This is a genomic window from Bordetella tumulicola (genome assembly GCF_965138755.1).
Taxonomy (GTDB): Bacteria; Pseudomonadota; Gammaproteobacteria; order Burkholderiales; family Burkholderiaceae_B; genus Bordetella_A; species Bordetella_A tumulicola.
Genome location: NZ_CBCSFP010000009.1, coordinates 98,944 through 122,202, shown reverse-complemented (window position 1 = coordinate 122,202; position 23,259 = coordinate 98,944). Strand labels below are relative to the sequence as shown.

The window sequence follows — 23,259 nt, the reverse complement described above, 5'->3', positions numbered from 1 at the left end:
GGGCATACGCCCGATTACGCTCGGCGGAAGGCAATCCACACTGGCTTTTGACCACTATATATAGTGTACCACCCCTCGTCTTGCACTAATTCTAGTAATCAAATGGCAATTGAGACAAGAAGAAGTGACAGAGGGAGTATGAATAATTCGTGACAAAATGCGTACGACGCGTCAATCAGGCGCATACGGCGTAGTGTTTGCTCTCACTTACTATTTTACGCGCGCTTGCGCCGCAAAATCTCCGTAGCCGCTTGCGGGCCGTAGTGTTGCATTTCTTGTTGCAGTGCAGCGCGGTATTTGGCCACGTTGGCTGACTTGACGTGTCCAAAGCCGCGAATTTGGTCGGGTAGGGCGGCGATTCTGGCTGCCTGGGCCAGATTGGCGGCCGTGAGATGTTCGAGCAGTGTCTCGATGATTTGGCGGTACTGGTCGATCAACGCGCGCTCCTCGCGTCTTTCGGCGCTGCGGCCGAACAGATCCAGCCACGTACCACGCAGGCTCTTGCCACGCGCAAGGACCCGCAGGGCGGTCAACGTCATGGGCCCCATGGCGATCTTGCGAGGGACGCCGGTGCGGGGGTCCTTGCGTGCCAGCAGCGGCGGGGCCATATGGAAACGCAAGGTGTAATCGCCTTCAAATTGCTCGCGCAATTGCTGCTGAAACGTGCCATCGGTGTAAAGCCGCGCAACCTCGTATTCATCCTTGTACGCCATCAGTTTGAACAGATTGCGCGCGACCGCCATAGCCAGTCGGGGTGGTCGCGTCGAGGGGAGCAGTTCGCGTTCGCGTTGCGCAACGCGCTCGACCCATTGCAGATACTCGCGCGCATAATCGGCATTTTGATAGGCGGTCAGGTCACGAACGCGTCGTGCCACGACGCGATCAAAGGACTCCGGGACGTGCAGTTGGATCACTTGCCCCGCCGGGCGCAGTGCGGCTTCCAGCGCTTTGGGGTGATGTGCGGCTAATCGGCCGGCCTCGAAAGCATCGCGGTTGGCTTGTATGGCGACGCCGTTCAGTTCGATGGCGCGGACCAGCGCCGCGTGCGAGAGCGGCACATGATTGCACTGCCATGCATAGCCCAGCATGAACATATTTGACAGGATGCTATCGCCGAATAGCGTTTGTGCGGCGTGGTGGGCATCGAGCGCGGCCGTGTGCGTGGCGCCGACCGCATGGTGAATCTTGGCAAGCAGGGCGTCGGGCTGTAGCGCGGCATCGGGTTGGCGCGTGAACTCGGAGACCGGTGCGACGTAGAGATTGACGACGGCTCGTGTGTGTTGGTGGCGCAAGGCACCCAATGCGTCGGGCGAGGTGGCGGCAACCGGGTCACACAAAATCGCGGCATCCGCTTGTTGCCAGTCCAATCGTACCGGACCATCCGCGGCTTGTTTGGGTGCAAGCCGAATATGGCTGATGACCGCGCCGCCTTTTTGTGCCAGTCCGGTCAGATCCAGCACCGAGGCAGACAAGCCTTGCAGGTGCGCGGCCATGGATACGATGGCACCGATGGTAATCACCCCGGTGCCGCCCATGCCGGCGACCAGCAGGCGGTAGGGGTGCGCAGGCGGTTCGATGGCGGGCATGGGTAATGCCGCCAGGTGATGGCGCCAGTCGGCCGTCGCGGTGCCGGATGACGGGCGGGCCGGGGCATCGGATGTGCTTGGGGTGCGCGCGGATCGTTGCCGGAGTTTGCCTCCCATCACGGACACAAAGCTTGGGCAGAAGCCTTCGACGCAGGCGTAATCCTTATTGCAACTGGACTGGTCGATGGCGCGTTTGCGGCCGTAGGGCGTCTCCATTGGCACGATCGACAGGCAGTTGGACTGCACGCCACAATCGCCGCAGCCTTCGCACACGGCGCTGTTGATAAACAAGCGCCGCGCCGGGTCGGGGAACTGCTGTTTCTTGCGACGCCGGCGTTTTTCGGCGGCACAGGTCTGATCGTGAATCAAGACGGTGACGCCCGCGGTGTCACGCAACTCACGTTGCAGCGCATCGAGTTCGCGTCGATGGTGCACGGTGACGCCCGTTGGCAACGCGACGCCTTGGTATTTGTCGGGTTCGTCGGTGGTAACGACAATGCGCGCGACGTTCTCGCCGCGCAGTTGCTGGCATATCTGCGGAACCGAAATCGGTCCGTCCACCGGTTGCCCGCCGGTCATGGCGACGGCATCGTTAAACAGGATCTTGTAGGTAATGTGGGCGCGTGCCGAGACGGCTTGCCGGATCGCGAGATACCCCGAGTGGTAATACGTGCCTTCCCCCATGTTCTGGAACACGTGCGGCATCTCGATATAGCGAGAGAGCCCGATCCAGTCCGCGCCTTCGCCGCCCATCTGCGTCAGGCCGGAGGTGTTGCGATCCATCCAGGTCGCCATGTAATGGCACCCCACACCGGCCAGCGCCTGACTGCCTTCGGGGACTTTAGTCGAGGTGCTGTGCGGGCAGCCCGAACAAAAGTAAGGGCGTCGTCGCATGCCATCGGCCGTATTGGATAGGGGCGTTGGACAGGTCAGTGTCGCGGGGACAGACAGGTGACGCAGTCCCGCGGCATGGCTCAGCCACGCAGCTAGCGGAGCGGCCAGCAGCGACGGACGTAATTGACCCGTTGAGGGAATCAGGGGTTCGCCATCCAGATCGGTTTTGCCGATCACAGTGGGGCGCTCGGAACGGTTGTAGAGCAGATCCTTGATCTGGCTTTCGACGACGGCGCCTTTTTCTTCGATGACCAAGATGTGCGACAGGCCTCGCGCAAAATCATAGAGGCGCTCGGCATCGAGCGGCCAGGTCAGGCCGGGTCTGTAGATGCGGATCGGGCCATCGGCGGCGTGCGGATGGATCCCCAGATGGGTCAGGGCTTCCATCGCGTCCAGGTGTGCCTTGCCTACCGTGACCAGGCCCACCGTGGCGTGCTGTGCGGGGCAGACCAATCGGTCGATGCTATGGCGGCGCGCAAACGCTCGCACGGCTTTGATCCGGGTTTGCATGCGATGTTCGACTGCGGGCGACAGAAAGTCGCGCGCGGTGTATTCCAACGCCTCGGGCGGCAGTTCGGGATTGGCCGGCATATCGTAAGACGTGGTCGAGGCGGGCGTATAGGACTGGCCACTTTCAATGGTTTCCGACACGGCTTTGAACGCCACCCAGGTGCCGCTGTAGCGCGATAGCGCCCAACCCCACAGCGCAAAGGTTTCGTATTCGTCGACCGAGGCCGGGTGCACGATCGGCATTTGCCAACCGATGAGCGAGGCTTCGCTGGCATGCGGAATGGACGATGAGACGGCGGTATGGTCATCGCCGACCACGACGAGCACGCCACCCTGGCGTGAGGCGCCGGCAGCGGTGCCATGATGCAGGGCGTCGCCCGCGCGATCCACGCCGGGGCCTTTGCCGTACCAGAGCGCAAAAACGCCATCGACCTTGCGGTCTTCACGCACGCCGGCTTGCTGTGTACCCATGACGGCGGTGGCGGCCATGTCCTCGTTGATGCCCGGCAGAAACGTAATCTGGTGGTCGTCGAGGACCGCTTTGGCCTTCCACATGGCCATATCCACGCCTCCCAGCGGTGAGCCACGGTATCCCGACACAAAGCCCGCCGTGTTCAACCCGTGTTCGCGATCTCGGCGGCGTTGGGCGATCAGTATCCGTACGATCGCCTGGGTGCCCGTCAGAAAAACCGGGCCGTCTGTGCGCGTGAGATTGTCTTGCAGCTGATAGTCCAGGTCGAGCGCCGGTTCGGCGGTCGGGGAGATATCTCGCGGAGTACCGTCCATAATGCTCGCTCCTTGTCATTAAGATCATGATAGGGGCGCTGGGGTGGCGATTTATTGCGTTATTGGATCGTGTAATCCCTATAATTCGAAATAAACATTTCGTTTTGAGTAAAAGGAAAGGCAAATGGACAAGACCGACATAGGCATCCTGCGCGCCTTGCAAGAAGACGGCCGCGCGTCGGCACAGCAATTGTCCGAGCTGGTGGGCTTGTCGACGGCGCCGGTATGGCGTCGCGTCAAGGCGCTGGAGGCGGCGGGCGTGATTCAGGGGTACGCCGCGCAGGTTGATCGCACCAAGGTCGGTTTGCAGGGATGCATGTTTGCGCAAATCAGCCTCGAGCGGCATTCGGCCGCCACGGTGGAGCATTTCGAGCGGTCGGTACGCAATGCGCCTGAGATCCTGGAGTGCTATGCGGTGACGGGAGATTCCGATTTCTTGCTCAAGATACTGGTGGAGAACCCCGAGGCCTATGATCGGTTTCTGCATCGCTTTCTGTTCAACCTGCCAGGCATTCGCCAAACGCGTACTATTGTGGCGCTGCGCGAGATCAAGCACGAGTTTCGTTTACCGCTGGACGCTGCCTGATGCGGCGCAGCCCCTGAGGCAGGGCGGGTTGGGTACGCGTGTGGTGGCATGTCATGTCCGTCATTTTGCGGTTGTGACGTGATGTGTTTGCCAGGGGACAAGGTCATGGCTGCCCAAGTAGCACCTATTGTCTCGTAAGCTGCCCCTGTTTATTTTCCGCGCTGCCATACGATGGCATTCAACGATTGTTTCAGACTCTGTTGCTTCTACGCCGCATTCCTGAAATTGCTGCATTGCATCCTTGGTCCGTCGTCATTAGAGTCCCACCTGCAAATGTGTATGCCTAGTTTGCCCCGCAGGCGGGCGATATGCGCAGTTCGAGGATGTGATGAAGAGTGTGTGGTGGTATCGCGGTCTCGCTGTATCGGGTGCCGCGTTGATTTTGGCTGGGTGTGCGGTGCGTAAGTCGGTTCCGATCGAGCAGGCGTTGGCCGAGCCTGCCGGGATGGTGGCCGTGAAGTGCCAGCCCGCCGAGGCGGGCAGCAAACTGATCGGTACATGGCAATCCAATACCCGACCACGCGGCGTGGCCGGCGATTTCCGGGCGCTGATCGTGTTGGCCGCTGACGGCTCTATGGCCTATGACTCGCAAGTGAAAGTCGGTAAACGTATTCGGCCGGGCCTGCGCGAAGCCGGTTGCTGGCAAATGGCAGATGGTGTCCTCACCTTGCAGACGACGAAGTCCTATGGTGAGCCGGTCGATACCGAGGATCCCATTTATCAGAATCGCTATCGCCTCGAAAAGGCCGAACCTGCGCGCTTGACGCTGCGCGAGTTGCGCAGTGGCGGACAGGTCATCACGGCACGGCGGATGCAACCGGGTTATCGTTTGCCCGATTAAGGCGGTATTGGGCCGCATAGTGAGTTTCTGACATGGACATAACGCGGCACGGATGGCCTCTCTAAGCGCTCAAAACCGATCGATTCTCTTGCTGGCGCTGGCGTCTTTCGCCNNCGCCACCGCCATGCGTATCTGTGATTCCATGTTGCCTCGCCTGGCGGCCGAGTTTGGCACGTCGACGGGACAGGCGGGCGTGACGGTCACGGCGTTTGCGGTCGCGTATGGCCTGCTGCAAATGTTCTTCGGGCCCATGGGCGATCGCTATGGCAAGTTTCGCGTGGTGGCCATCGCAACCTTTGCCTGCGCCATTGGCAGTGCAGGAGCCGTGCTGGCTTCCGACCTGGATATGTTGATCGTGTGCCGGGCGTTATCAGGTGCGGCCGGGGCAGGTATTGTGCCCTTGTCAATGGCCTGGATTGGCGACAACGTGCCCTACGAACAGCGGCAGACCACGTTGGCGCGGTTCCTGACCGGCACTATATTGGGCATGTCATTGGGCCAAGTGGCGGGCGGTGTGTTTACCGACACGATAGGCTGGCGTTGGGCCTTTGGCGCGCTGGCGGCAGGCTATGTGATCGTCGGGACGATGCTGTGGCGTGAGGTTCAGAGACAGGACGCGGCGGCGCCCGCTCAGCCTGACGAGCAGGCGGGCCCTGAGACAGCGGGCGTGCCTGTTGCCCGACATGGATTCGTGGCGCAGGTGCGTACGGTGTTCGGCGTATCTTGGGCGCGAGTGATCCTGGCGACCGTATTTCTGGAAGGCCTGCTGGTATTTGGTGCCCTGGCATTTGTGCCGACGTATTTACATGACCAGTTCGGTTTGTCGCTGACGGCGGCAGGCGCCGTCGTGGCGGTGTATGCCGTGGGCGGTTTGCTATATACCCTGGTGGCGCGGCAAGTATTGCGCTGGCTCGGTGAGCGCGGCCTCGTGAAATCGGGCGGACTGGTGCTAGGCCTGGCGTTTATGGCGTACTGGTTGGGGCCATCATGGGGATGGGCGCTGGGCGCCAGTCTGGTGGCGGGTTTTGGTTATTACTTGCTGCATGCCACGCTGCAAACGCACGCGACACAAATGGTGCCCTCGGCACGCGGGACGGCCGTCGCCTGGTTTGCCTCATGTCTCTTCTTGGGGCAGGCGGTGGGCGTGGCGCTGGCCGGTGTATTCGTGGACGCAGCCGGCGCCGCTGTCTTGTTCGGTACGTCGGCCGTCTTGTTGCCGTTACTGGGTGCGGGTTTTGCCTGGGCGTTGCAGCGGCACACGCGAGCAAAGTCCAGCGGGATAACGGCCTAAAGGCCGGCCGTCGACGCGCCGTCGTTTGCGCTGCCTGCAAGCCGGGCGGTTTGCAGGCAGCGCGCCGACTTTTATGATTTAGACAGCCGACAGACGTTGCAGCACGGTGTCTTTTCCGATCAAGGCCAGCACGGCATCGACTGCCGGTGTCTGCGTCTGGCCCACCACGGCCACCCGCAACGGGATCGCCAATTGCGGCATTTTCATGCCGCGATCCGCCAGCACGGACTTGATCAGCGCCGAGATGCCTTCGCGTGTCCAGTCGGTCGTGGCGGCGCGCTGCGCAAAGTCGGCAAGGGCCTCGCGAGCAGCCGGTGTCAGGTGTTGTTCGATCAGTTCAGCGGCCGCGGGTGCAAAGGGTTTGCAGAACAGCATGGCTGATTCGGCGAGCTGTTCCAGCGTTTCAGCGCGATCCTTCAGCAATCCCACCACGGCAGGCAAGTCAATGGCGGCGGGGTTGCCGCCACGCTTTTCAATGCGCGGTGCGACCCGGGTGGCCAACTCGTCGTTGTCCATTTGCTTGATGTAATGCGCGTTGACCCAGTTCAGCTTTTTAGGGTCCCATTGAGATGCCGATTTGGACAGATGATCGGTGTCGAACCACTGCACCAGCTGCTCGCGCGTAAAGAGCTCGTCATCACCGTGGCTCCAGCCCAGGCGGGCCAGATAGTTGATCATCGCCTCGGGCAGATAGCCTTGCGCGTCGTATTCCATGACGTTGACCGCGCCATGGCGCTTGGACAGCTTTTCGCCGTCGGGACCCAAAATCATCGGCACGTGACCATATTCAGGCAGCGTTGCGCCCAGGGCACGCAGAATGTTGATCTGGCGTGGCGTGTTGTTGACGTGATCGTCCCCGCGCAATACGTGCGTCATGCCCATATCCCAGTCGTCGACGACCACGCAGAAGTTATAGGTGGGTGTGCCGTCGGGCCGCGCAATGATCAGGTCGTCGAGCTCGCTATTGTCAAAGCTGATGGGTCCCTTGATCATGTCATTCCAGCCGGTGGCGCCCTCCTGCGGATTTTTAAAGCGCACCACGGGCTTGCGGCCCTCGGGAACGGGAGGCAGCGTTTTACCCGGCTCGGGACGCCATGTGCCGTCGTAACGCGGTTTCAATCCTTGGGCACGTGCGGCTTCGCGCATTTGCTCGACTTCCTCGGGAGAGCTGTAGCAGTAGTAGGCCGTGCCCGCTTGCAGCATCTGTGCGACGACCTCGCGATAGCGATCCATGCGCTGCATTTGATAGAACGGGCCTTCGTCAGGCTGCATGCCCAGCCAGTCCATGCTGTCCAGAATCGCCTGCACGGCCTCGGGCGTGGAACGCTCCAGGTCGGTGTCTTCGATACGCAGTACGAATACGCCCTGGTGATGGCGCGCGAACGCCCAGGAAAACAGCGCGGTGCGTGCGCCGCCCAGGTGCAGGAAACCCGTGGGCGAGGGGGCAAAACGGGTGCGAATAGGGGTCGATGTCATAGTCAGCAGAAAAAGGCGTGGCAGGTCCCGCCCAGAGGGTGGGAAACTTGGCGCGCAATCGTGGCGATCACGCAGCCGTCTTGTTACGATGGACCTATTTTAGAATAGCGCTGGATTCGCCCATGTTGAGACACGCTCTCGCCCCGCTGTTCGACCCCCAATCTCTGTTGATCGTGACCGATCGGCCCTTGCCTGTGGCCGATCATTTGCGCGCCGAATTACGCGCACGCACGACTCAGGTCGATGTACAGCCGGGGTTGGCGCCTCAATTGCCAGAGGGTTGCCAGGGCCTGGCGGCCGGGCAGCGCCCGGATTTGGCGCTGGTGTGCGTATCACCCGCCATCTTGCCGGATATCCTGCGCCGCTTGACCCCTTTGCGCCCGCGCGCGGCGATTGTGTTGCCCCACGAACTACCCGATCCTTATCCGGGCGGTACCCTGGCGTTGTGTCGTGGTTGGGCCGAAGAAACCGGCTGTGTGCTCCTGGGCCCTCGCGCGTTTGGAATACAGCGTCCGCACGAGGGGCTGAATTTCAGTCAACACCCGTCTCTCGCACGGTCGGGACGAGTCGCGCTCGTTACGCAATCACGTTCCATCACCGCTGCCGTGATGGACTGGGCGGATGACGTACATATCGGATTTTCTACGGCAATTTCGCTCGGGGACGAAGCCTCGGTGCGCCTGGCACAGGTATTGGACTTTCTGGCCAGCGACCCCCGAACCGACAGTATCGTGCTTTACCTTGAGGACGTGGGGGTGGCCCGTGAGTTCATGAGCGCACTGCGCTCGGCCGCCAGCGTCAAGCCTGTGATCGTGCTCAAGGCCGGGCGAGAGGGCCCCCCGGGTAGTGACGCCGCGCTCGATGCCGCCTTGCGGCGCGCGGGGGCGGTGCGCGTGCGTTATTTCGTGCAGTTGTTCTCCGCGGTCAAAGTGTTGGGCTACACGCGTCGACCGCGTGGCCGACAGGTGGCCATTCTGTCTAATGGCAGCGGCCCGCCGCAATTGGCGCTGGATCTCATCGGCCCCGACACGGCGATGTTGCGCGCCGAGCTGACCCCTGCCACGCGACGCTCGCTGGTAGAGCAGCTTGAGCCCGATGCGGCAACTGACAACCCCGTGATCACCTTTGTCCCACTGACTCCCCAGCGCATTCAGAGCATGCTCGATAGTCTGATTGACGATCAAGGCGTGGATGGCGTCCTGGTGTTGTTGGCGCCCGATGCCCTGGCGGATTTGTCCGCCGTTGCGCGTCAACTCGCGCAGTTTGCGCCCAAGGCACGCAAGCCGGTGGTCAGTTGCTTTATGGGTGATGCGGAAATGCGGCCGTTGCGTCGCATGCTTGACGATGCCGGGACGCCCGCGTTTCGCACACCAGAGTCTGCCGCCGACGCCTTCGGCGTGCTGTCCTCGCATTACTACAACCAGCAGCTATTGCTGCAAACGTTGCCGCCGGAGCCACCCAGTCGTCTACCGGATGTGGAGCGTGCGCGTCTTGTGCTTGAGGGTGCGCGCGCGACGGGACGGCGGAACTTGTCGGCCGCCGAATGTCGCACGGTGCTGGACGCCTTTTATGTTCCGCTGCGGGATTTTCCGCCGGGGGTGTTGCCGGGCGAACCGGAGTCCCGGCCGATGGCGATCCGCGTGCGGCGCGATCCGAACTTCGGGCCGATTATTCAGTTCGGCGCAGGGGGGCCTGATGCCTTGTTGTTCGCGGGGGCCGACCGCGGCAGGGATTTGCCGCCGCTCAATGGCTTTCTCGCGCGTCAGTTGATCGAGCGCAGTCGCGTTTGGCAGCGCGTGCTCGTCTCGCAACTCAGTATTGCGGCGGCTGAAGCCCTGCAGCAAGCCTTGGTCCATGTCTCCGAGATCATTTCTGAATTACCGGACATCGAGTCGCTGGATCTCGATCCGCTCTATGCGGGCGAGTCACAACTGCGCGCCGAGGAAGTGCGCATCACGTTGTGCTCCGATGCCGTGAGCGCCGCGCCGCAGACCAGCGGCTATCCGCATATGGCGATTCACCCCTATCCGGTCCGCTTGGTGCACCGGCGCGAGTTTGATGACGGAGCACAATGGACGATCCGTCCTATTCGTCCCGAAGACGGGCAGACGCTACAGGAATTCATTCGAGGATTGTCCGAGCGGTCGCGCTATATGCGCTTCGTGTCCATGATGCGCGAACTCACTCCGCGTATGGTCGCGCGTTATACGCAAATCGACTATCACCGCGAGCTGGCGCTCGTGGCGACGACCTTTGTGCCAAACCCTGAAAACCGGGGCCATCCGCGCGAGATCATCATCGGCTTCGCTCACTATTTACGTAATGCGGATGGGCGAGGGGCAGAGTACGCCCTGGTGATTGGAGATGATTGGCAACGCCGTCATTTGGGCGGTCAACTGATGCAGGCCCTGATCGACGCGGCGCGCGAACAAGGGCTTGAGTACATCGACGGATTGGTGTTGGCGAGCAATCGCCCCATGCTGACGCTGATGACCCGATTGGGATTCACCAACGATCCGGATCCGGACGATCCTTCGATGCGGCGCGTGTGGCTGGGTTTGGGGCCGACAGCGTGATGAGGCCCAAGCCCGCGGGCGGGATGCTTGCGGTGTGGCCGCGCCTTTTAAGCGTCGGCGGTCAACACGGTACGTAAGAACGCGGCAATATCATTGATCTCTGGCGCGCATACCGAGTGCGGCATGGGGTAGGTGTGCCACTGCACGTCGTAGCCCAGCGACTGCAGGTGCGCCAACGAGGCTTGGGCACGGGGCAGGGCGACCACCGGGTCAAAGGTCCCGTGCGCCAGGAAAATCGGTGTGTGGGCGTTGGCCTCGTGGCGTTGCGTTGCGACCGTCTCCAGCAGCGGCAGATAGCCCGACAAGCCGATCATTCCGGCCAGCTTTTCTTCCAGTCGCAACCCCGTGTGCAGTGTCATTGCGCAGCCCTGCGAAAATCCCGCCAGCACAATGCGGGACGTCGGAATGCCACGTGCGTTTTCGCGAGCAATCAACGCCCACACGGCGGCTTCGGATTGCCGGATACCGGCGGCGTCTTCTTGTCGCACGAGATCCGTGACGAGAATGTCGTACCAGGACCGCATCGCCATCCCGCCATTGATGGTGACCGGTTGCACGGGCGCATGCGGAAACACAAAGCGCACTGCCGGGCTATCAGCCAATCGCAACTCGGGCACGATAGGTGCAAAATCGTTGCCGTCGGCACCGAGCCCGTGCAGCCAGATCACGGCGTGAGTCGGATTGGGGGCAGTCTGCATTTCAAGGCAGTCCAGCAGGGCGGGGGATGCGGTCATGGCTAGAATCGAAAACGTAAGGGCGGTTGAGGGCAGGCGGCAGGGGGCGTCAGAATCAGGCTGACAACGCCTTTAACGCCTGAAACAGTGCGCGATAGTGCTTGCGCTGTGGCTCTTGTCCGGGTTGCAGGGCGGCGTTGCCCTGAGCCTCTTTGCGGGCGGCGCGAATGGTGGCGCGCAATGCCTGCGCATCGGCGTCGGGATGCGCATTGAGCAATTCCGTTAGCGCGTCGTCGTCGGTGAGCAACCGGTCGCGTAGCGTTTCCAGCCGGTGCATGGCGGCGGTTTCTTCGCGCGAGCCGTTTTCCCAGACGTCCAGTTGCGCGCGGATTTCGTCGGCCGGCGCGTCGCGCATCAGCTTGCCTACAAAATGGGTTTGTCGGCGTTTGCCTTCGCGGCTAGGGGTCCGCTGTGCCAGGCGGATCGCCTCGTACAGGCGCTCAGACAGAGGCAATTGCTTCAGACGATCAGCCGACAACTCAATTAATTGTTTGCCCAAATCGAGCAGCGCGTGCATGTCTCGCTTGATTTGAGACTTGCTGGGACGGTCGTAGCCGTTTTCGTCGAGTTCGGCCTCGGAGGCTGGATCAGGGATGGTGGAAGTCATGAGAACCGCAATAGGGAACAGCATCAACGTAGAGTTAGCTATGATAACCGTCTCTGCTCACTGGACTGCAATGGTCAATACTCCTACCTCCTCCCTTGCCCTGGCTGCGAACCACGCGCGTTTCAGCGAACTGGTCGAACAAGTCCTGGCGTATTCGCGCCAGATCGGCGCCAGCGACGCCGTCGCCGAGGTCTCCGAAAGCCTGGGGCTTTCGGTGTCGGTGCGTAAAAACGACATCGAAACCGTCGAACAAACCCGTGACCGCTCACTGGATCTGACCGTCTACGCCGGTCAAAGCCGGGGTTCGGCCTCGACCTCCGATTTCTCCGAAGCCGCCTTGCGGCAGACGGTGGAGGCCGCCTGGCACATCGCTCGCCATACGGCAGCCGATCCCGCCGCTGGCCTGCCCGATGCCGAGCTACTGGCGACCGAGATCCCCGATCTGGCGCTGCATTATCCGTGGCCCATCACCACCGAGCAGGCGGCCAAGCTGGCCTTGCGCGCTGAGCACGCCGCCGGTGCAGTGGACCGCCGTATCACCAATACTGACGGCGCGACGGTGGGAACCTACGAGGGTCAGTTCGTCATGGGTAACACCCGGGGCTTTCTGGGCGGGTATCCATACTCGCGCCATAGCCTGTCGGTAGCCCCCATTGCCGGGCGTGGCAACAACATGCAGCGCGACTACTGGTACACCTCGGAGCGCGATCCCGCCCGCCTGGCGTCACCCGAGGCGATCGGCCGTTACGCTGCCGAACGGACCTTGTCGCGCTTGTCGGCCAAGCGCATCCGTACCGGAAAATTTCCGGTGCTCTTCGAGGCGCCCTTGGCGCTGGGCTTGTTGGGCGCGTTTACCCAGGCCACGAGCGGTGGCGCCCTGTATCGCAAGGCCAGCTTTCTGCTCGATGCGCTGGGCAAACCCATTTTCCCCGAACACATCGATATCGCCGAAGATCCGCACGTGCCGGGCGGCATGGGGAGCTCGCCTTTTGATGACGAGGGGGTACGTACCCAGGCCCGCAGCGTGGTGGCCGCCGGTGTGCTCGAGGGCTATTTCCTGTCCACCTATACCGCGCGCAAACTGGGCATGGCCACGACAGGCAACGCGGGGGGATCGCACAATCTGACTTTGTCATCCCGCCTGACGCGGGCCGATGACGATTTCGCCGCCATGTTGCGCAAGCTCGGCACTGGCCTGCTGGTGACCGAACTGATCGGCCAGGGCGTCAATTACGTCACCGGCGACTACTCGCGCGGCGCATTTGGCTATTGGGTTGAAAACGGTCAAATTCAGCACGCCGTACAAGAGATCACGATCGCCGGCAATCTGGCGGACATGTTTCGCCAGATCGTGGCTGTGGGGGCCGATACCATCGCCCGTGGGACCAAGCGCACGGGCTCTATCCTGATCGAGCAAATGGCGATCGCGGGGGTTTGACGATCCATCAAGAATAGTCAAACCGTGGGTTTGCTGGCCTGTGGGGCAGGCAAACCCCTGTACAGCGCGGATATAACAACGTGTAATATCCGCCCAATATCGCCTGCGATATCCCATAACGAGTTGCCTTCGAGGAGCCAATCACATGCAACGCCGTTCCTTTTTGAAACAAGCCGGCCTGGGGGCTGTCGCGGGCAGCGCCGCGGTTGCCGCGCCGGTATTCGCGCAAGATGCGCCCACCCTGAACTGGCGCATGGCGTCCAGCTTTCCGCGCAGCCTGGATACGCTGTACGGCACGGGCGAAATCTTCTGCAAGTTCGTCAGCGAAGCCACGGGTGGCAAATTCACCATCCGCCAATTCCCCGGCGGCGAGATTGTCCCGGCTTTGCAGGTGATGGACTCCGTATCCAATAACACCATCGAATGCGGTCACACCGTTTCGTACTACTACTACGGCAAAAATCCCGCATTCTGCTTTGACGCGGCCGTGCCTTTTGGCCTGAACGCCCGTCAAATGAACGCTTGGATGTTCGACGGCGACGGCATGAAGCTGACCCGCGAAATGTTCAAGCCGCAGAAAATCGTCAACTTTCCGATGGGCAATACCGGCGTGCAAATGGGCGGCTGGTATCGCAAGGAAATCAAGACGGTCGAAGACCTCAAGGGCCTGAAAATGCGCACCGCTGGTTTTGCGGGCGAAGTCCTGTCCCGTTTGGGCGTGGTGCCCCAGCAACTGGCTGGTGGCGACGTATACCCGTCGCTCGAAAAGGGCACGCTGGACGCCGTCGAGTTCGTTGGCCCCTACGATGATGAAAAACTCGGCTTTAACAAGGTCGCTAAGTACTACTACTACCCGGGCTGGTGGGAAGGCGGCCCGCAGGTCTCGTTGTATCTGAACGAAGGTGCCTGGGGGGGGCTGCCCAAGAACTACCAGGCCATCGTCGAGGCGGCCAGCCGCGTCGCGCACGTCGCCATGACCGCCCGCTACGACGCGCTCAACCCCGGCGCCCTGCGCAAGCTGATCGCCGCCGGTGCCGAGCTGCGCCCGTTCCCACGTTCGGTCATGGACGCGTCCTATGCGGCCGCCCAGACGGTCTACAAAGAGTTTTCCGACAAAGACCCGCAATTCAAGGCTTTGTACGACAACTACATGGGTTTCCGCGACAGCATCGTGCCCTGGTTCCGTCTGGCCGAAGGGTCCTACGACCAATATCTCGGCGTGGCCATGTCGTCCAAGAAGTAATCGGATTGTCGCTTGAACACAACCGGCCCCGCGGGGCCGGTTGTGCATTATTTGAGCAGTCATGCTAGAATTGTCAGCTTTCCCTTATTCCGGTTGGTAGCACGGGCGGGTAATAACGCTTAGGCCAGCCGCGGGTCCATCAGCGAATCATCAGGGCAGGGACTTTCCCCGGTCAGGTGGCAGATGATGGCTCAACGCACAACGGAACGAGGAAAAAGTCTTGCCAGGCTCTTCTGGCAAGGGAAATTTTTACCTTTTAGGAACCAATCATGAAGACCTTTGTGGCCAAGCCGCATGAAGTCCAGCGTGACTGGTTTGTGATCGACGCCAAGGACAAAGTCCTCGGTCGTGTGGCCAGCGAAGTCGCACGTCGTCTGCGTGGCAAGCACAAACCTGAATTCACGCCGCACGTTGATACGGGCGATTACATCGTCATCATCAACGCCGCTGACATCGTCGTTACGGGTAACAAGACGCAAGACAAGAAGTACTTCCGTCACACCACCTACCCGGGCGGTATCCGTGAAACGAACTTCGAGAAAATGCAGCAGCGTTTTCCCGGCCGCGCCATCCAGAAGGCCGTCAAGGGCATGCTGCCCAAGGGTCCGCTGGGCTACGCCATGATCAAGAAACTCAAGGTGTACGCCGGTGCCGAGCACCCGCACACCGCTCAGCAGCCCAAGCCGCTGGATATCTAAGGAAACGCCATGATCGGTAACTGGAACTACGGAACCGGCCGTCGCAAAACCTCGGTGGCTCGTGTCTTCATCAAAAAAGGTTCGGGCAACATCGTTGTTAACGGCAAGCCCGTCGACGAATTTTTCGCCCGCGAAACGGGTCGCATGATCGTGCGTCAGCCGCTCGATCTCACTAGCCACCTGGAATCGTTCGACATCAAAGTCAACGTGCACGGCGGCGGTGAAACCGGCCAAGCCGGCGCGATCCGTCACGGCATCACTCGCGCTTTGATCGACTACGACGCGGCGCTCAAGCCCGCGCTGTCGCAAGCTGGCTTCGTCACCCGTGACGCCCGCGAAGTCGAACGTAAGAAAGTCGGCTTCCGCAAGGCCCGTCGGCGCAAGCAGTTCAGCAAGCGCTAATCGCCTTGTTCTTCCAGGCCGCGCAAGCGGCTCTGGTTGGCCAAACAACAAGCCCCTGTTTTTACAGGGGCTTGTTGTTTCAGGTCGGCGTATTCGCACGTTTTGGCGCGGTATACGGTCCACGGCCAGCGTTCATCCGCGATGTCTTCGGCTGATTGTGTCATGTGTTAGCGATACAATCATTTTTCGTTCTACGGAAACCCTTCACCATGGCTCACGCACCCCATTCCCGCATCAAGGTTGGCATTGTTGGCGGTACCGGTTATACCGGCGTCGAATTGCTGCGCTTGTTGTCGCAGCATCCCCATGTCGAGCTGACTGCCATTACGTCTCGCAAAGAAGACGGATTGCCTGTCGCTGATATGTACCCCAACCTGCGCGGTCATGTGAGTCTGGCGTTTACCACGCCCGAAAAAGCCAATTTGGTCGATTGCGATGTCGTGTTTTTTGCCACGCCGCATGGCGTGGCAATGGCCCAGGCACAAGAGCTGCTGGCCGCCGGCACGCGCATCATCGATTTGGCCGCGGACTTCCGTCTGCAGGACATCGCCACGTTCGAACGCTGGTACAAAATGCCGCATTCGTGCCCCGATATCCTGGCCGAGTCCACGTATGGCCTGGTCGAGCTCAATCGTGAGGCCGTCGCCAACGCCCGTGTCATCGGCAATCCCGGTTGTTATCCCACGACCGTCCTGTTGGGTCTGGCCCCCTTGATCGAAAACGGCGCCAAACTCGTCGATACGCAGACCCTGATTGCGGACTGCAAGTCAGGTGTGTCGGGGGCAGGGCGCAAGGCCGAGGTCAGCACCTTGTTCTCCGAGGCCAGCGACAACTTCAAGGCATACGGGGTGGCGGGCCATCGGCATCATCCTGAAATCACCGAGCAGCTTGAAAAACTCGCCGGCGGCAAGGTCGGCCTGACCTTCGTACCGCATCTCGTGCCTATGATTCGTGGCATGTTCTCGACGCTGTACGCGCGCATTCGCCCTGAAGCGATGGACACCGATTTTCAGGCGCTCTATGAAAAGCGTTATGCCGACGAGGCCTTTGTGGATGTCATGCCGGCGGGCAGCTTGCCCGAAACCCGGTCGGTGCGCGCGTCCAACACCCTGCGCATTGCTGTGCAACGTCCCGACAATGGCGATTTGCTCATTGTGCTCGTCATCCAGGACAATCTGGTCAAGGGCGCATCGGGCCAGGCCGTACAAAATATGAACTTGATGTTTGGCCTGCCGGAATCCGCCGGGCTCGATCAGGTCGCCATCCTGCCCTAAGCCCACGCTGGGCCGGCTCGCTGGAGTCGGTCCGGTCGCCTGATGCAATCTGCTTCCGAATCCCCACCAGAGCACCGTTCCGGCTCCCTCATGCGATGGTTCATCGTGCTCTGCACCTTGCTAATCGGCTTGGGGCTAGGCGCGGTCGCGGGCTACCAATACGCACGCCAATCCGTGATACGAGCGCCCAGCGTTGTCATCACGGCAGAGCAAATCGCCGCCCAAGACGCCGCCGTGCGCCAGAGCCAGGCAGAAAGCCGCTTTTTGCGGGCGCAGCTCGACACCGCCGATGGCGAGATTGCCGTCGAGCGCGCCGCGCGTAAAGAGCTCGAAGTCCAATTGACATCCAGCCAGGACGAGCTGGGGCGAGTTCGTGACCGTTTGGCGTTCTTTGAGCAGCTGCTGCCGCCGGGACCCGAGGGGGCTGTCGAGATCCGCGGCGCCGAAGTCGAGCGCGACGGACAGGGCCTGAAATACCGTGTGTTGTTGATGCGCAGTGGCCGCAACGGCGGGGCCCCGTTTGATGGCGCGTTGCGCTTTCAGGCAGTGGGACTGCTCAAGGGGGATACCGTTTCTGTGGATTTGGTGCCGATGCAGTTCACCTCCGCCGACGCTACCGACAAGAAAGCCGCCTCGCAGGACGACGAGGCCGCCGAAGGCGGCTCTCTGGCCCTGAAATTCGAGCAATACCAACGCAGCGAAGGCGTGCTCGCGCTGCCCGAGGGATTCGTCCCCGATACCGTAACCGTCAGCGTTCTCGAGGGCACGACCGTGCGTGCATCCCGTACGATCAAACTAGCATTTTGAACCCTGGGCGTGTGTGCGCTACTATGGACCCATCATGGCGCTAGGTGCGCCGACTTAATATGTGATTTGGCCGTTCCCGGCCAGGAGCTCCACCATGAACGCAGTAACCGAAACCGTCGATCTCCAGGCGCCGCCGACGCCGTTGATTTTCACTGATTCCGCGGCAGCCAAGGTCAAGGACCTGTTGGCCGAAGAAGGCAACGCCGAGTTGAAATTGCGCGTATTCGTGCAAGGCGGCGGCTGTTCGGGCTTTCAGTATGGCTTCACCTTTGACGAAGCCGTCAACGACGACGACACCGTGTTGGACAAGGATGGCGTCCAATTGCTGGTTGATCCCATGAGCTTCCAGTACCTGGTAGGTGCAGAGATCGACTACAAAGAAGATCTCGAAGGCGCCCAGTTTGTGATTCGCAACCCCAACGCCAGTACCACCTGCGGCTGCGGTTCGTCGTTTTCGGTATAAGTCTCGGCAGGCGGCCCGCCTGAGACCATCAGGCGGGATACAGCGCGCCCAGTACACGGGGGCCTCGCGCGCCCGTGACGTCCGGCACTCCCGCCGGAATTCGATCCAGAAAGGCCTGTGCCAGCCATGCAAATGCCATGGCTTCGACCCATTGTGCGGGTACGCCGACGCTATCCGTGGTCTGCACGGGTCGTTGCAAGCAGATCGCCAATTCGCGCATCAATCCCGGATTGCGGGCGCCGCCGCCGCACACCAGTACATCGTGTGTGGCGGGCGCACTGGCCTCCAGCGCATCCACCACGGTACGGGCGGTAAAGCGTTGTAGCGTCGCCTGCACATCCTGTGGCGCGATTTGGCCGTCGCTATCGTCACTATGCAGGCGTTGATCCAACCACGCCGCATTGAACAGATCGCGACCCGTCGATTTCGGGGGCGAGAGCGCCAACCATGGTTCGCCAGATAGCAAAACCTCCAACAATGCGGGCTGCACCTGTCCTGTCGCGGCCCACCGGCCGTCGGCATCGTATGGCTGTCCGGTATGCCTTTGGCACCACATATCCAGCAAAACGTTAGCCGGGCCGGTATCAAACCCACGAGGGGGCTCGCCTGGCGTCAGCAGCGTTAGATTGGCAATACCGCCAAGATTCAATACGGCACGTGGGTGNGGCGATGTGAACATCGCCNCATGAAAGGGTGGCACCAGCGGGGCACCCTGGCCGCCAGCGGCTACGTCCCGACTACGAAAATCCGCCACCACATCTATACCCGTCAACTCGGCCAGCAAGGCCGGCGCATTGAGCTGCGAGGTATAGCCCAGCTCTGGTCGATGGCGCACGGTTTGTCCATGCGCGCCAATCGCGGCGATGGCCGTGGAGGGCTGTTGGGCCTGAGCCAACAAGGTGTGCACTGTGTCTGCGTATAGCTTGGCCAGCCCCTGGCTGGCCAACGCGGCCCGGTGCAATTCGTTATCCCCACATTGGTTCAGGGCGAACAGCTCTCCGCGCAGTGTGTCCGGCATGGGCAGCGAGGCCGTCGCCAGGACATTGGGGCGCTGCCCGGACGCCAGTTCGACCAGCACGCCATCCGCGCCATCCATGCTGGTGCCAGACATCAGGCCCACAAACAGGCGGCTGGACGTGGGGGAGTGCGAGCCGCGGGGTTCAGGCATAGGTAAAGCTCAAGGGCCGCGTTAGCGGCTGGCGACATTGGTGCTGGATTCGGGTAACGTCTGCTGCAAATGCGTCAGCAACTGAAGTTGCTGCTTGTAGACCTGGGTCGCTGCCTGGAACTGGCGCGCTTCCTCGGGCTCGAGCGGTCGGGAAATCGGCAAGTCGGCGGCCAGCGGGTCGACGGGTTGATCGTCAATACGGAATTCGTAATGCAAGTGCGGACCTGTCGCCCAGCCGGTAGATCCTACATAGCCGATCAATTCGCCTTGCGACACCTTGACACCCGGTTTGACGCCGGAAGCAATACGGCTTTGGTGTGCGTACAAGGTCGAATACTCGCCGTAGTGCTTGACGATGACGACATTGCCATAACCATTTTTCCAGCCCGCGAACTCCACCGTGCCATCCGCCGTCGAGTGCACAGGAGTACCCGTGGGTGCCGCGTAATCCACGCCCTTGTGCCCCGTCCACGTCTTGTGAATCGGGTGCATGCGCATGCCAAAAGTAGAACTGATCCGCGAGAACTTCAGTGCCGTGCGCAGAAAAGCGCCGCGCAGGCTGACCCCGTCAAAGCCATAGTAATTGCCTGACTTGCCGTCCGCGCTGAACCATACCGCGTTATGTATCTTGCCCTTGTTTATGAACTCTACCGCCAGCAAGCGTCCCGCACCGGCGTAGCGGCCCTGATGCGACCGAGCCTCGTACACCACGCGGAACTGGTCTCCCGGGCGAATATCGCGCAGAAAATCGATCTTGGCGCCTAGCACATCCGCCATCTGTTGCGTGACCGAGTCAGGGATGCCTGCCTCATCGGTCGCGCCAAACAACGAAGAACGAATCGTGCCCACGGCGACACGGGTTTGCATATCCGTGCTGTCGCTGATCTCGCGGGCCGCGTAAGTGTCCTGCGTGGGCGTCACCAACAGCATTTTGGTCGTGACCTGACCGTCGTTTTCTTCGCCGGGGGTGTGGATATAACGCAGCCAGGCCAACTTGCCCTGGGCATCGGTGGCGGCCTGAACCGCGCGGCCGGGATACAGCTTGTAAATACTGCGGGCACTGCGCTCGCGGGTCAAAAACTGCAGCAAACCGGGGGAGTCGATATCCAGCCGTCGCAGAACCGACGCCAGCGTGTCACCAGAGCGGATACGTGTTTCGCTGATAAATGGCGCAGCGCTCGTGTCAGTGCTGACGTGAACCTGGTTGGCGCTCAGCGGCATGAGACTTTGAATCTGACGCGCAGCCGGCAAATCGGCGCGGTCGGGCTTGACCATACCTAAAGCGGCAGCGCCTGCGAACAATCCAATGGTGGTAACCAGCAACGTGCGGCGCAAGAGACCGACGCGGCCGGACGACTCGGGGCGAGACAGGGCGGCGGCGCTACTTGCGGAGCGATCAGCCGGACTGTTAGAGCCACGATCCATCAATATAAAACCTTTCTTTCGGGGGTGTTTCCAGGATGCTTGCACGTAAACCGCACCTGCGCCTGGACGTACAAGAAATACACAGCACGCCGGCGCCTCGAGAGGCATCTAGTAAACAACGGGTGTTTTGCCGGGTCGCAACTGCAATAAACGTCATAATGCATGCAGTTGCGTATGATTAGCGTCGTATCCTAGCTGATTCAGCTAGAATTTTCGACTGATTTTCAGGCTAAGTTGTTAGTTTTTACAGGTTTTTTGCAACTTTCCGTCTTCCCCTGGTCTTTTTTTTGCCCGTCCGGCCCCTGACATGTCCCAACCCGAAGCCCCCATTACCCCCGAAGTCGAAGCCGACCTGCGCGTCGCCAAGCGCGGATGTGACGAATTGCTCGTCGAATCCGAGTTCGCCCGCAAGCTGGCCAAGAGCCGTGCGACCGGCGTACCGCTGCGCATCAAGCTCGGGTTGGATCCCACCGCGCCCGACATCCACTTGGGCCACACGGTGGTGCTGAACAAGATGCGTCAACTGCAGGACCTGGGCCACAACGTCATCTTTCTGATTGGCGACTTCACCTCCACCATTGGTGATCCCAGTGGTCGCAACTCGACCCGTCCGCCACTTACGCGCGAACAAATCGAAACCAACGCCAAAACCTACTACGCCCAGGCCAGCCTTGTCCTCGACCCGGCCCGTACTGAAATTCGTTACAACTCCGAGTGGTGCGACCCCCTGGGTGCGCGCGGTCTGATTCAACTCGCCTCGCGCTACACCGTCGCCCGCATGATGGAGCGCGACGACTTCACCAAGCGCTTCAAAACCGGTGTGCCTATCGCCGTACACGAATTCCTGTACCCCTTGATGCAAGGCTACGACTCCGTTGCCCTGAAATCCGACCTCGAACTCGGTGGCACCGACCAGAAATTCAACCTGCTCGTCGGCCGCGAATTGCAAAAAGAATACGGCCAGGCCCCCCAGTGCGTCCTGACCATGCCACTGCTCGAAGGCACCGACGGCGTCGAAAAAATGTCCAAATCCAAGGGCAACTACATCGGCATCTCAGAAAGCCCCGACTCCATGTTCGGCAAACTGATGTCCATCTCCGACGTCCTCATGTGGCGCTACTTCGAGCTGCTCTCCTTCCGCTCGCTCGACGACATCGCAGCCCTGAAAGCCAGCATCGACGCCGGCGCCAACCCGCGCGACATCAAATTCGCCCTGGGCCAGGAAATCGTCGCCCGATTCCACTCAAAACAGGCCGCCGAATCCGCGCTGGCCAACTTCCAGGCGCGCTTTCGTGATGGCGTCGTGCCGGAGGACATGCCCGAAGTCAACGTCGCCGGCGCTCCGCTTGGTATCCTTAAAGTTCTGCGCGAAGCCGGACTCGTCGCCTCCGGCGCCGAAGCACAGCGTAACGTCGAACAAGGTGGCGTACGCGTCAACGGCGATCGGATCGAAGACAAATCGTTGCAATTACAAGCCGGTTCTTATGTCATCCAAGTAGGCAAGCGGAAGTTCGCTCGTGTTAACTTGGCTGGGTAAGAAGCGCCCAACGCCTTGCTGGAGTACGACATGAAACTTTCGAGTTTATCTTTTTCCGATAACGAGTCGATTCCCGATCGCTACGCATTCGGCAAGATCGACGACCAGTCGCACGTCGCCCTCGCGGAAAACTTCAATCCCCAGTTCTCCTGGGGCGAGGTTCCCGACGGCACCCAATCGTTCGTCCTGATCTGCCACGATCCCGACGTGCCCTCCAAACCCGACGACGTCAATCTGGAAGGACGGACCGTTCCCGCCAGCCTGTCGCGCGTAGACTTTTTCCATTGGGTCCTGATCGACCTCGACGCCGAGCTGCGCGAAATCGGCGAAGGCACCTTCTCCAACGGCATCACACCGCGCGGCAAAGGTGGCCCCCTGGCTCCCAACGACGCGCGCCAAGGGATCAACGACTACACCACCTGGTTCGCCGCCGACCGCGACATGAATGGCGATTACTTCGGCTACGATGGCCCGTGCCCCCCTTGGAACGATGAGATCCTCCATCGCTACGTCTTTACTCTGTATGCCCTGGATGTCCCCAAACTCGGCGTACAAGGCAACTTCAACGGTAACGACGTCCTAAAGGCCATGCAGGGCCACATCCTGGCCCAATCCAGCCTGACCGGCACTTACACCCTCAACCCCGACCTGGCCCCCAAACAGATCGGCAGCACCGCCACCTGACAATCAACACATTGCCCGTCAGGCAAAGCATGCCTTCCCCAGGCATGCTGCGGTCGCAGCACAGCGGCGAGCTGAGGTAGAGAGCACAAGGCAAACACCAGCAGTGAGCCCGGATCGAGCACAAGGAGGCAAGCAATCACTGTGAGTTTCTGTCGGGTGTAAAGGCTACGCTGGCCCAATCGCGTCGGCTCGGCCCAACCAGGGGCCTCGGCCCCGCTNCGCGGGGCTGCCCG

The 23,259-nt window shown here is 61.1% G+C and carries 19 protein-coding genes and 1 pseudogene; 13 read left to right on the top strand and 7 right to left on the bottom strand.

Annotated features, from left to right (window positions below; genetic code table 11):
* Window positions 1–215: 215 nt before the first annotated feature.
* Window positions 216–3,776 (bottom strand): indolepyruvate ferredoxin oxidoreductase family protein, encoded by a 3,561-nt coding sequence (locus tag ACNAZS_RS19785; RefSeq protein ID WP_415792213.1) that lies wholly within the window; start codon window positions 3,774–3,776, stop codon window positions 216–218.
* Window positions 3,777–3,900: 124 nt separating this feature from the next.
* Between ACNAZS_RS19785 and ACNAZS_RS19780 the strand changes: the two genes are divergently transcribed.
* The 3 genes from ACNAZS_RS19780 to ACNAZS_RS19770 form a co-directional block, all read left to right on the top strand.
* A complete protein-coding gene (locus tag ACNAZS_RS19780) occupies window positions 3,901–4,362 on the top strand; it encodes an Lrp/AsnC family transcriptional regulator (protein ID WP_415792212.1) in 462 nt (153 codons plus the stop codon).
* Window positions 4,363–4,690: 328 nt separating this feature from the next.
* Window positions 4,691–5,203 carry a hypothetical protein gene (locus ACNAZS_RS19775; protein WP_415792211.1) on the top strand — a complete coding sequence of 171 codons (513 nt, stop codon included), beginning with the start codon at window positions 4,691–4,693 and terminating at the stop codon, window positions 5,201–5,203.
* A 114-nt stretch (window positions 5,204–5,317) separates the two neighbouring features.
* Window positions 5,318–6,494, top strand: a 1,177-nt coding sequence (locus ACNAZS_RS19770) for an MFS transporter (RefSeq protein WP_415792210.1), incomplete at its 5' end; no start/stop codon positions are given.
* 78 nt (window positions 6,495–6,572) lie between these two features.
* Here the strand turns inward: ACNAZS_RS19770 and gltX are convergent.
* A complete protein-coding gene (gltX, locus tag ACNAZS_RS19765; RefSeq protein ID WP_415792209.1) occupies window positions 6,573–7,970 on the bottom strand; it encodes a glutamate--tRNA ligase in 1,398 nt (465 codons plus the stop codon).
* A 122-nt stretch (window positions 7,971–8,092) separates the two neighbouring features.
* Here gltX and ACNAZS_RS19760 point away from each other — a divergent pair, with 122 nt between their 5' ends.
* Window positions 8,093–10,546: a bifunctional acetate--CoA ligase family protein/GNAT family N-acetyltransferase gene (locus tag ACNAZS_RS19760; RefSeq protein WP_415792208.1), complete on the top strand. Its 2,454-nt coding sequence runs from the start codon at window positions 8,093–8,095 to the stop codon at window positions 10,544–10,546.
* 47 nt (window positions 10,547–10,593) lie between these two features.
* Here the strand turns inward: ACNAZS_RS19760 and ACNAZS_RS19755 are convergent, their stop codons facing one another.
* Window positions 10,594–11,280 (bottom strand): alpha/beta hydrolase, encoded by a 687-nt coding sequence (locus ACNAZS_RS19755; protein ID WP_415792207.1) that lies wholly within the window; start codon window positions 11,278–11,280, stop codon window positions 10,594–10,596.
* A 55-nt stretch (window positions 11,281–11,335) separates the two neighbouring features.
* Window positions 11,336–11,887, bottom strand: a complete 552-nt coding sequence (yjgA, locus tag ACNAZS_RS19750; protein WP_415792206.1) for a ribosome biogenesis factor YjgA — start codon at window positions 11,885–11,887, stop codon at window positions 11,336–11,338.
* A gap of 70 nt (window positions 11,888–11,957) precedes the next feature.
* Between yjgA and pmbA the strand changes: the two genes are divergently transcribed.
* The 7 genes from pmbA to erpA all read left to right on the top strand — a co-directional run bounded on the left by pmbA (window position 11,958) and on the right by erpA (window position 18,212).
* Complete coding sequence (gene pmbA, locus ACNAZS_RS19745; protein WP_415792302.1) at window positions 11,958–13,325, top strand: metalloprotease PmbA; 1,368 nt, start codon at window positions 11,958–11,960, stop codon at window positions 13,323–13,325.
* 145 nt (window positions 13,326–13,470) lie between these two features.
* Complete coding sequence (locus tag ACNAZS_RS19740) at window positions 13,471–14,568, top strand: TRAP transporter substrate-binding protein (protein ID WP_415792205.1); 1,098 nt, start codon at window positions 13,471–13,473, stop codon at window positions 14,566–14,568.
* A gap of 269 nt (window positions 14,569–14,837) precedes the next feature.
* Window positions 14,838–15,266: a 50S ribosomal protein L13 gene (rplM, locus tag ACNAZS_RS19735; protein WP_415792204.1), complete on the top strand. Its 429-nt coding sequence runs from the start codon at window positions 14,838–14,840 to the stop codon at window positions 15,264–15,266.
* Window positions 15,267–15,275: 9 nt separating this feature from the next.
* Window positions 15,276–15,668: a 30S ribosomal protein S9 gene (rpsI, locus tag ACNAZS_RS19730; protein WP_415792203.1), complete on the top strand. Its 393-nt coding sequence runs from the start codon at window positions 15,276–15,278 to the stop codon at window positions 15,666–15,668.
* Window positions 15,669–15,877: 209 nt separating this feature from the next.
* The gene (gene argC, locus ACNAZS_RS19725; RefSeq protein ID WP_415792202.1) at window positions 15,878–16,942 is read left to right on the top strand and encodes an N-acetyl-gamma-glutamyl-phosphate reductase; all 1,065 of its coding nucleotides are present in this window, start codon (window positions 15,878–15,880) and stop codon (window positions 16,940–16,942) included.
* Window positions 16,943–17,032: 90 nt separating this feature from the next.
* On the top strand, window positions 17,033–17,749 hold the full coding sequence (locus tag ACNAZS_RS19720) for a DUF6776 family protein (protein WP_415792201.1): 717 nt from the start codon (window positions 17,033–17,035) through the stop codon (window positions 17,747–17,749).
* Between the two features lie 94 nt (window positions 17,750–17,843).
* Window positions 17,844–18,212: an iron-sulfur cluster insertion protein ErpA gene (erpA, locus tag ACNAZS_RS19715; RefSeq protein WP_415792200.1), complete on the top strand. Its 369-nt coding sequence runs from the start codon at window positions 17,844–17,846 to the stop codon at window positions 18,210–18,212.
* 28 nt (window positions 18,213–18,240) lie between these two features.
* Here erpA and ACNAZS_RS19710 read toward each other — a convergent pair.
* From ACNAZS_RS19710 to ACNAZS_RS19700, 3 genes and pseudogenes are all read right to left on the bottom strand, one after another.
* Window positions 18,241–18,876: pseudogene (locus ACNAZS_RS19710) on the bottom strand (anhydro-N-acetylmuramic acid kinase); the annotation flags it as partial.
* 20 nt (window positions 18,877–18,896) lie between these two features.
* A partial coding sequence (locus tag ACNAZS_RS19705) for an anhydro-N-acetylmuramic acid kinase (RefSeq protein ID WP_415792199.1) occupies window positions 18,897–19,380 on the bottom strand: 484 nt, incomplete at its 3' end.
* Between the two features lie 21 nt (window positions 19,381–19,401).
* Window positions 19,402–20,805: a M23 family metallopeptidase gene (locus ACNAZS_RS19700; RefSeq protein ID WP_415792198.1), complete on the bottom strand. Its 1,404-nt coding sequence runs from the start codon at window positions 20,803–20,805 to the stop codon at window positions 19,402–19,404.
* Between the two features lie 307 nt (window positions 20,806–21,112).
* On the opposite strand from ACNAZS_RS19700, the gene tyrS reads away from it, so the two are divergent.
* The gene (tyrS, locus tag ACNAZS_RS19695) at window positions 21,113–22,342 is read left to right on the top strand and encodes a tyrosine--tRNA ligase (protein ID WP_415792197.1); all 1,230 of its coding nucleotides are present in this window, start codon (window positions 21,113–21,115) and stop codon (window positions 22,340–22,342) included.
* A gap of 30 nt (window positions 22,343–22,372) precedes the next feature.
* Entirely contained in the window at window positions 22,373–23,026 is a 654-nt protein-coding gene (locus ACNAZS_RS19690; protein ID WP_415792196.1) for a YbhB/YbcL family Raf kinase inhibitor-like protein, read from the top strand.
* Window positions 23,027–23,259 lie beyond the last annotated feature (233 nt).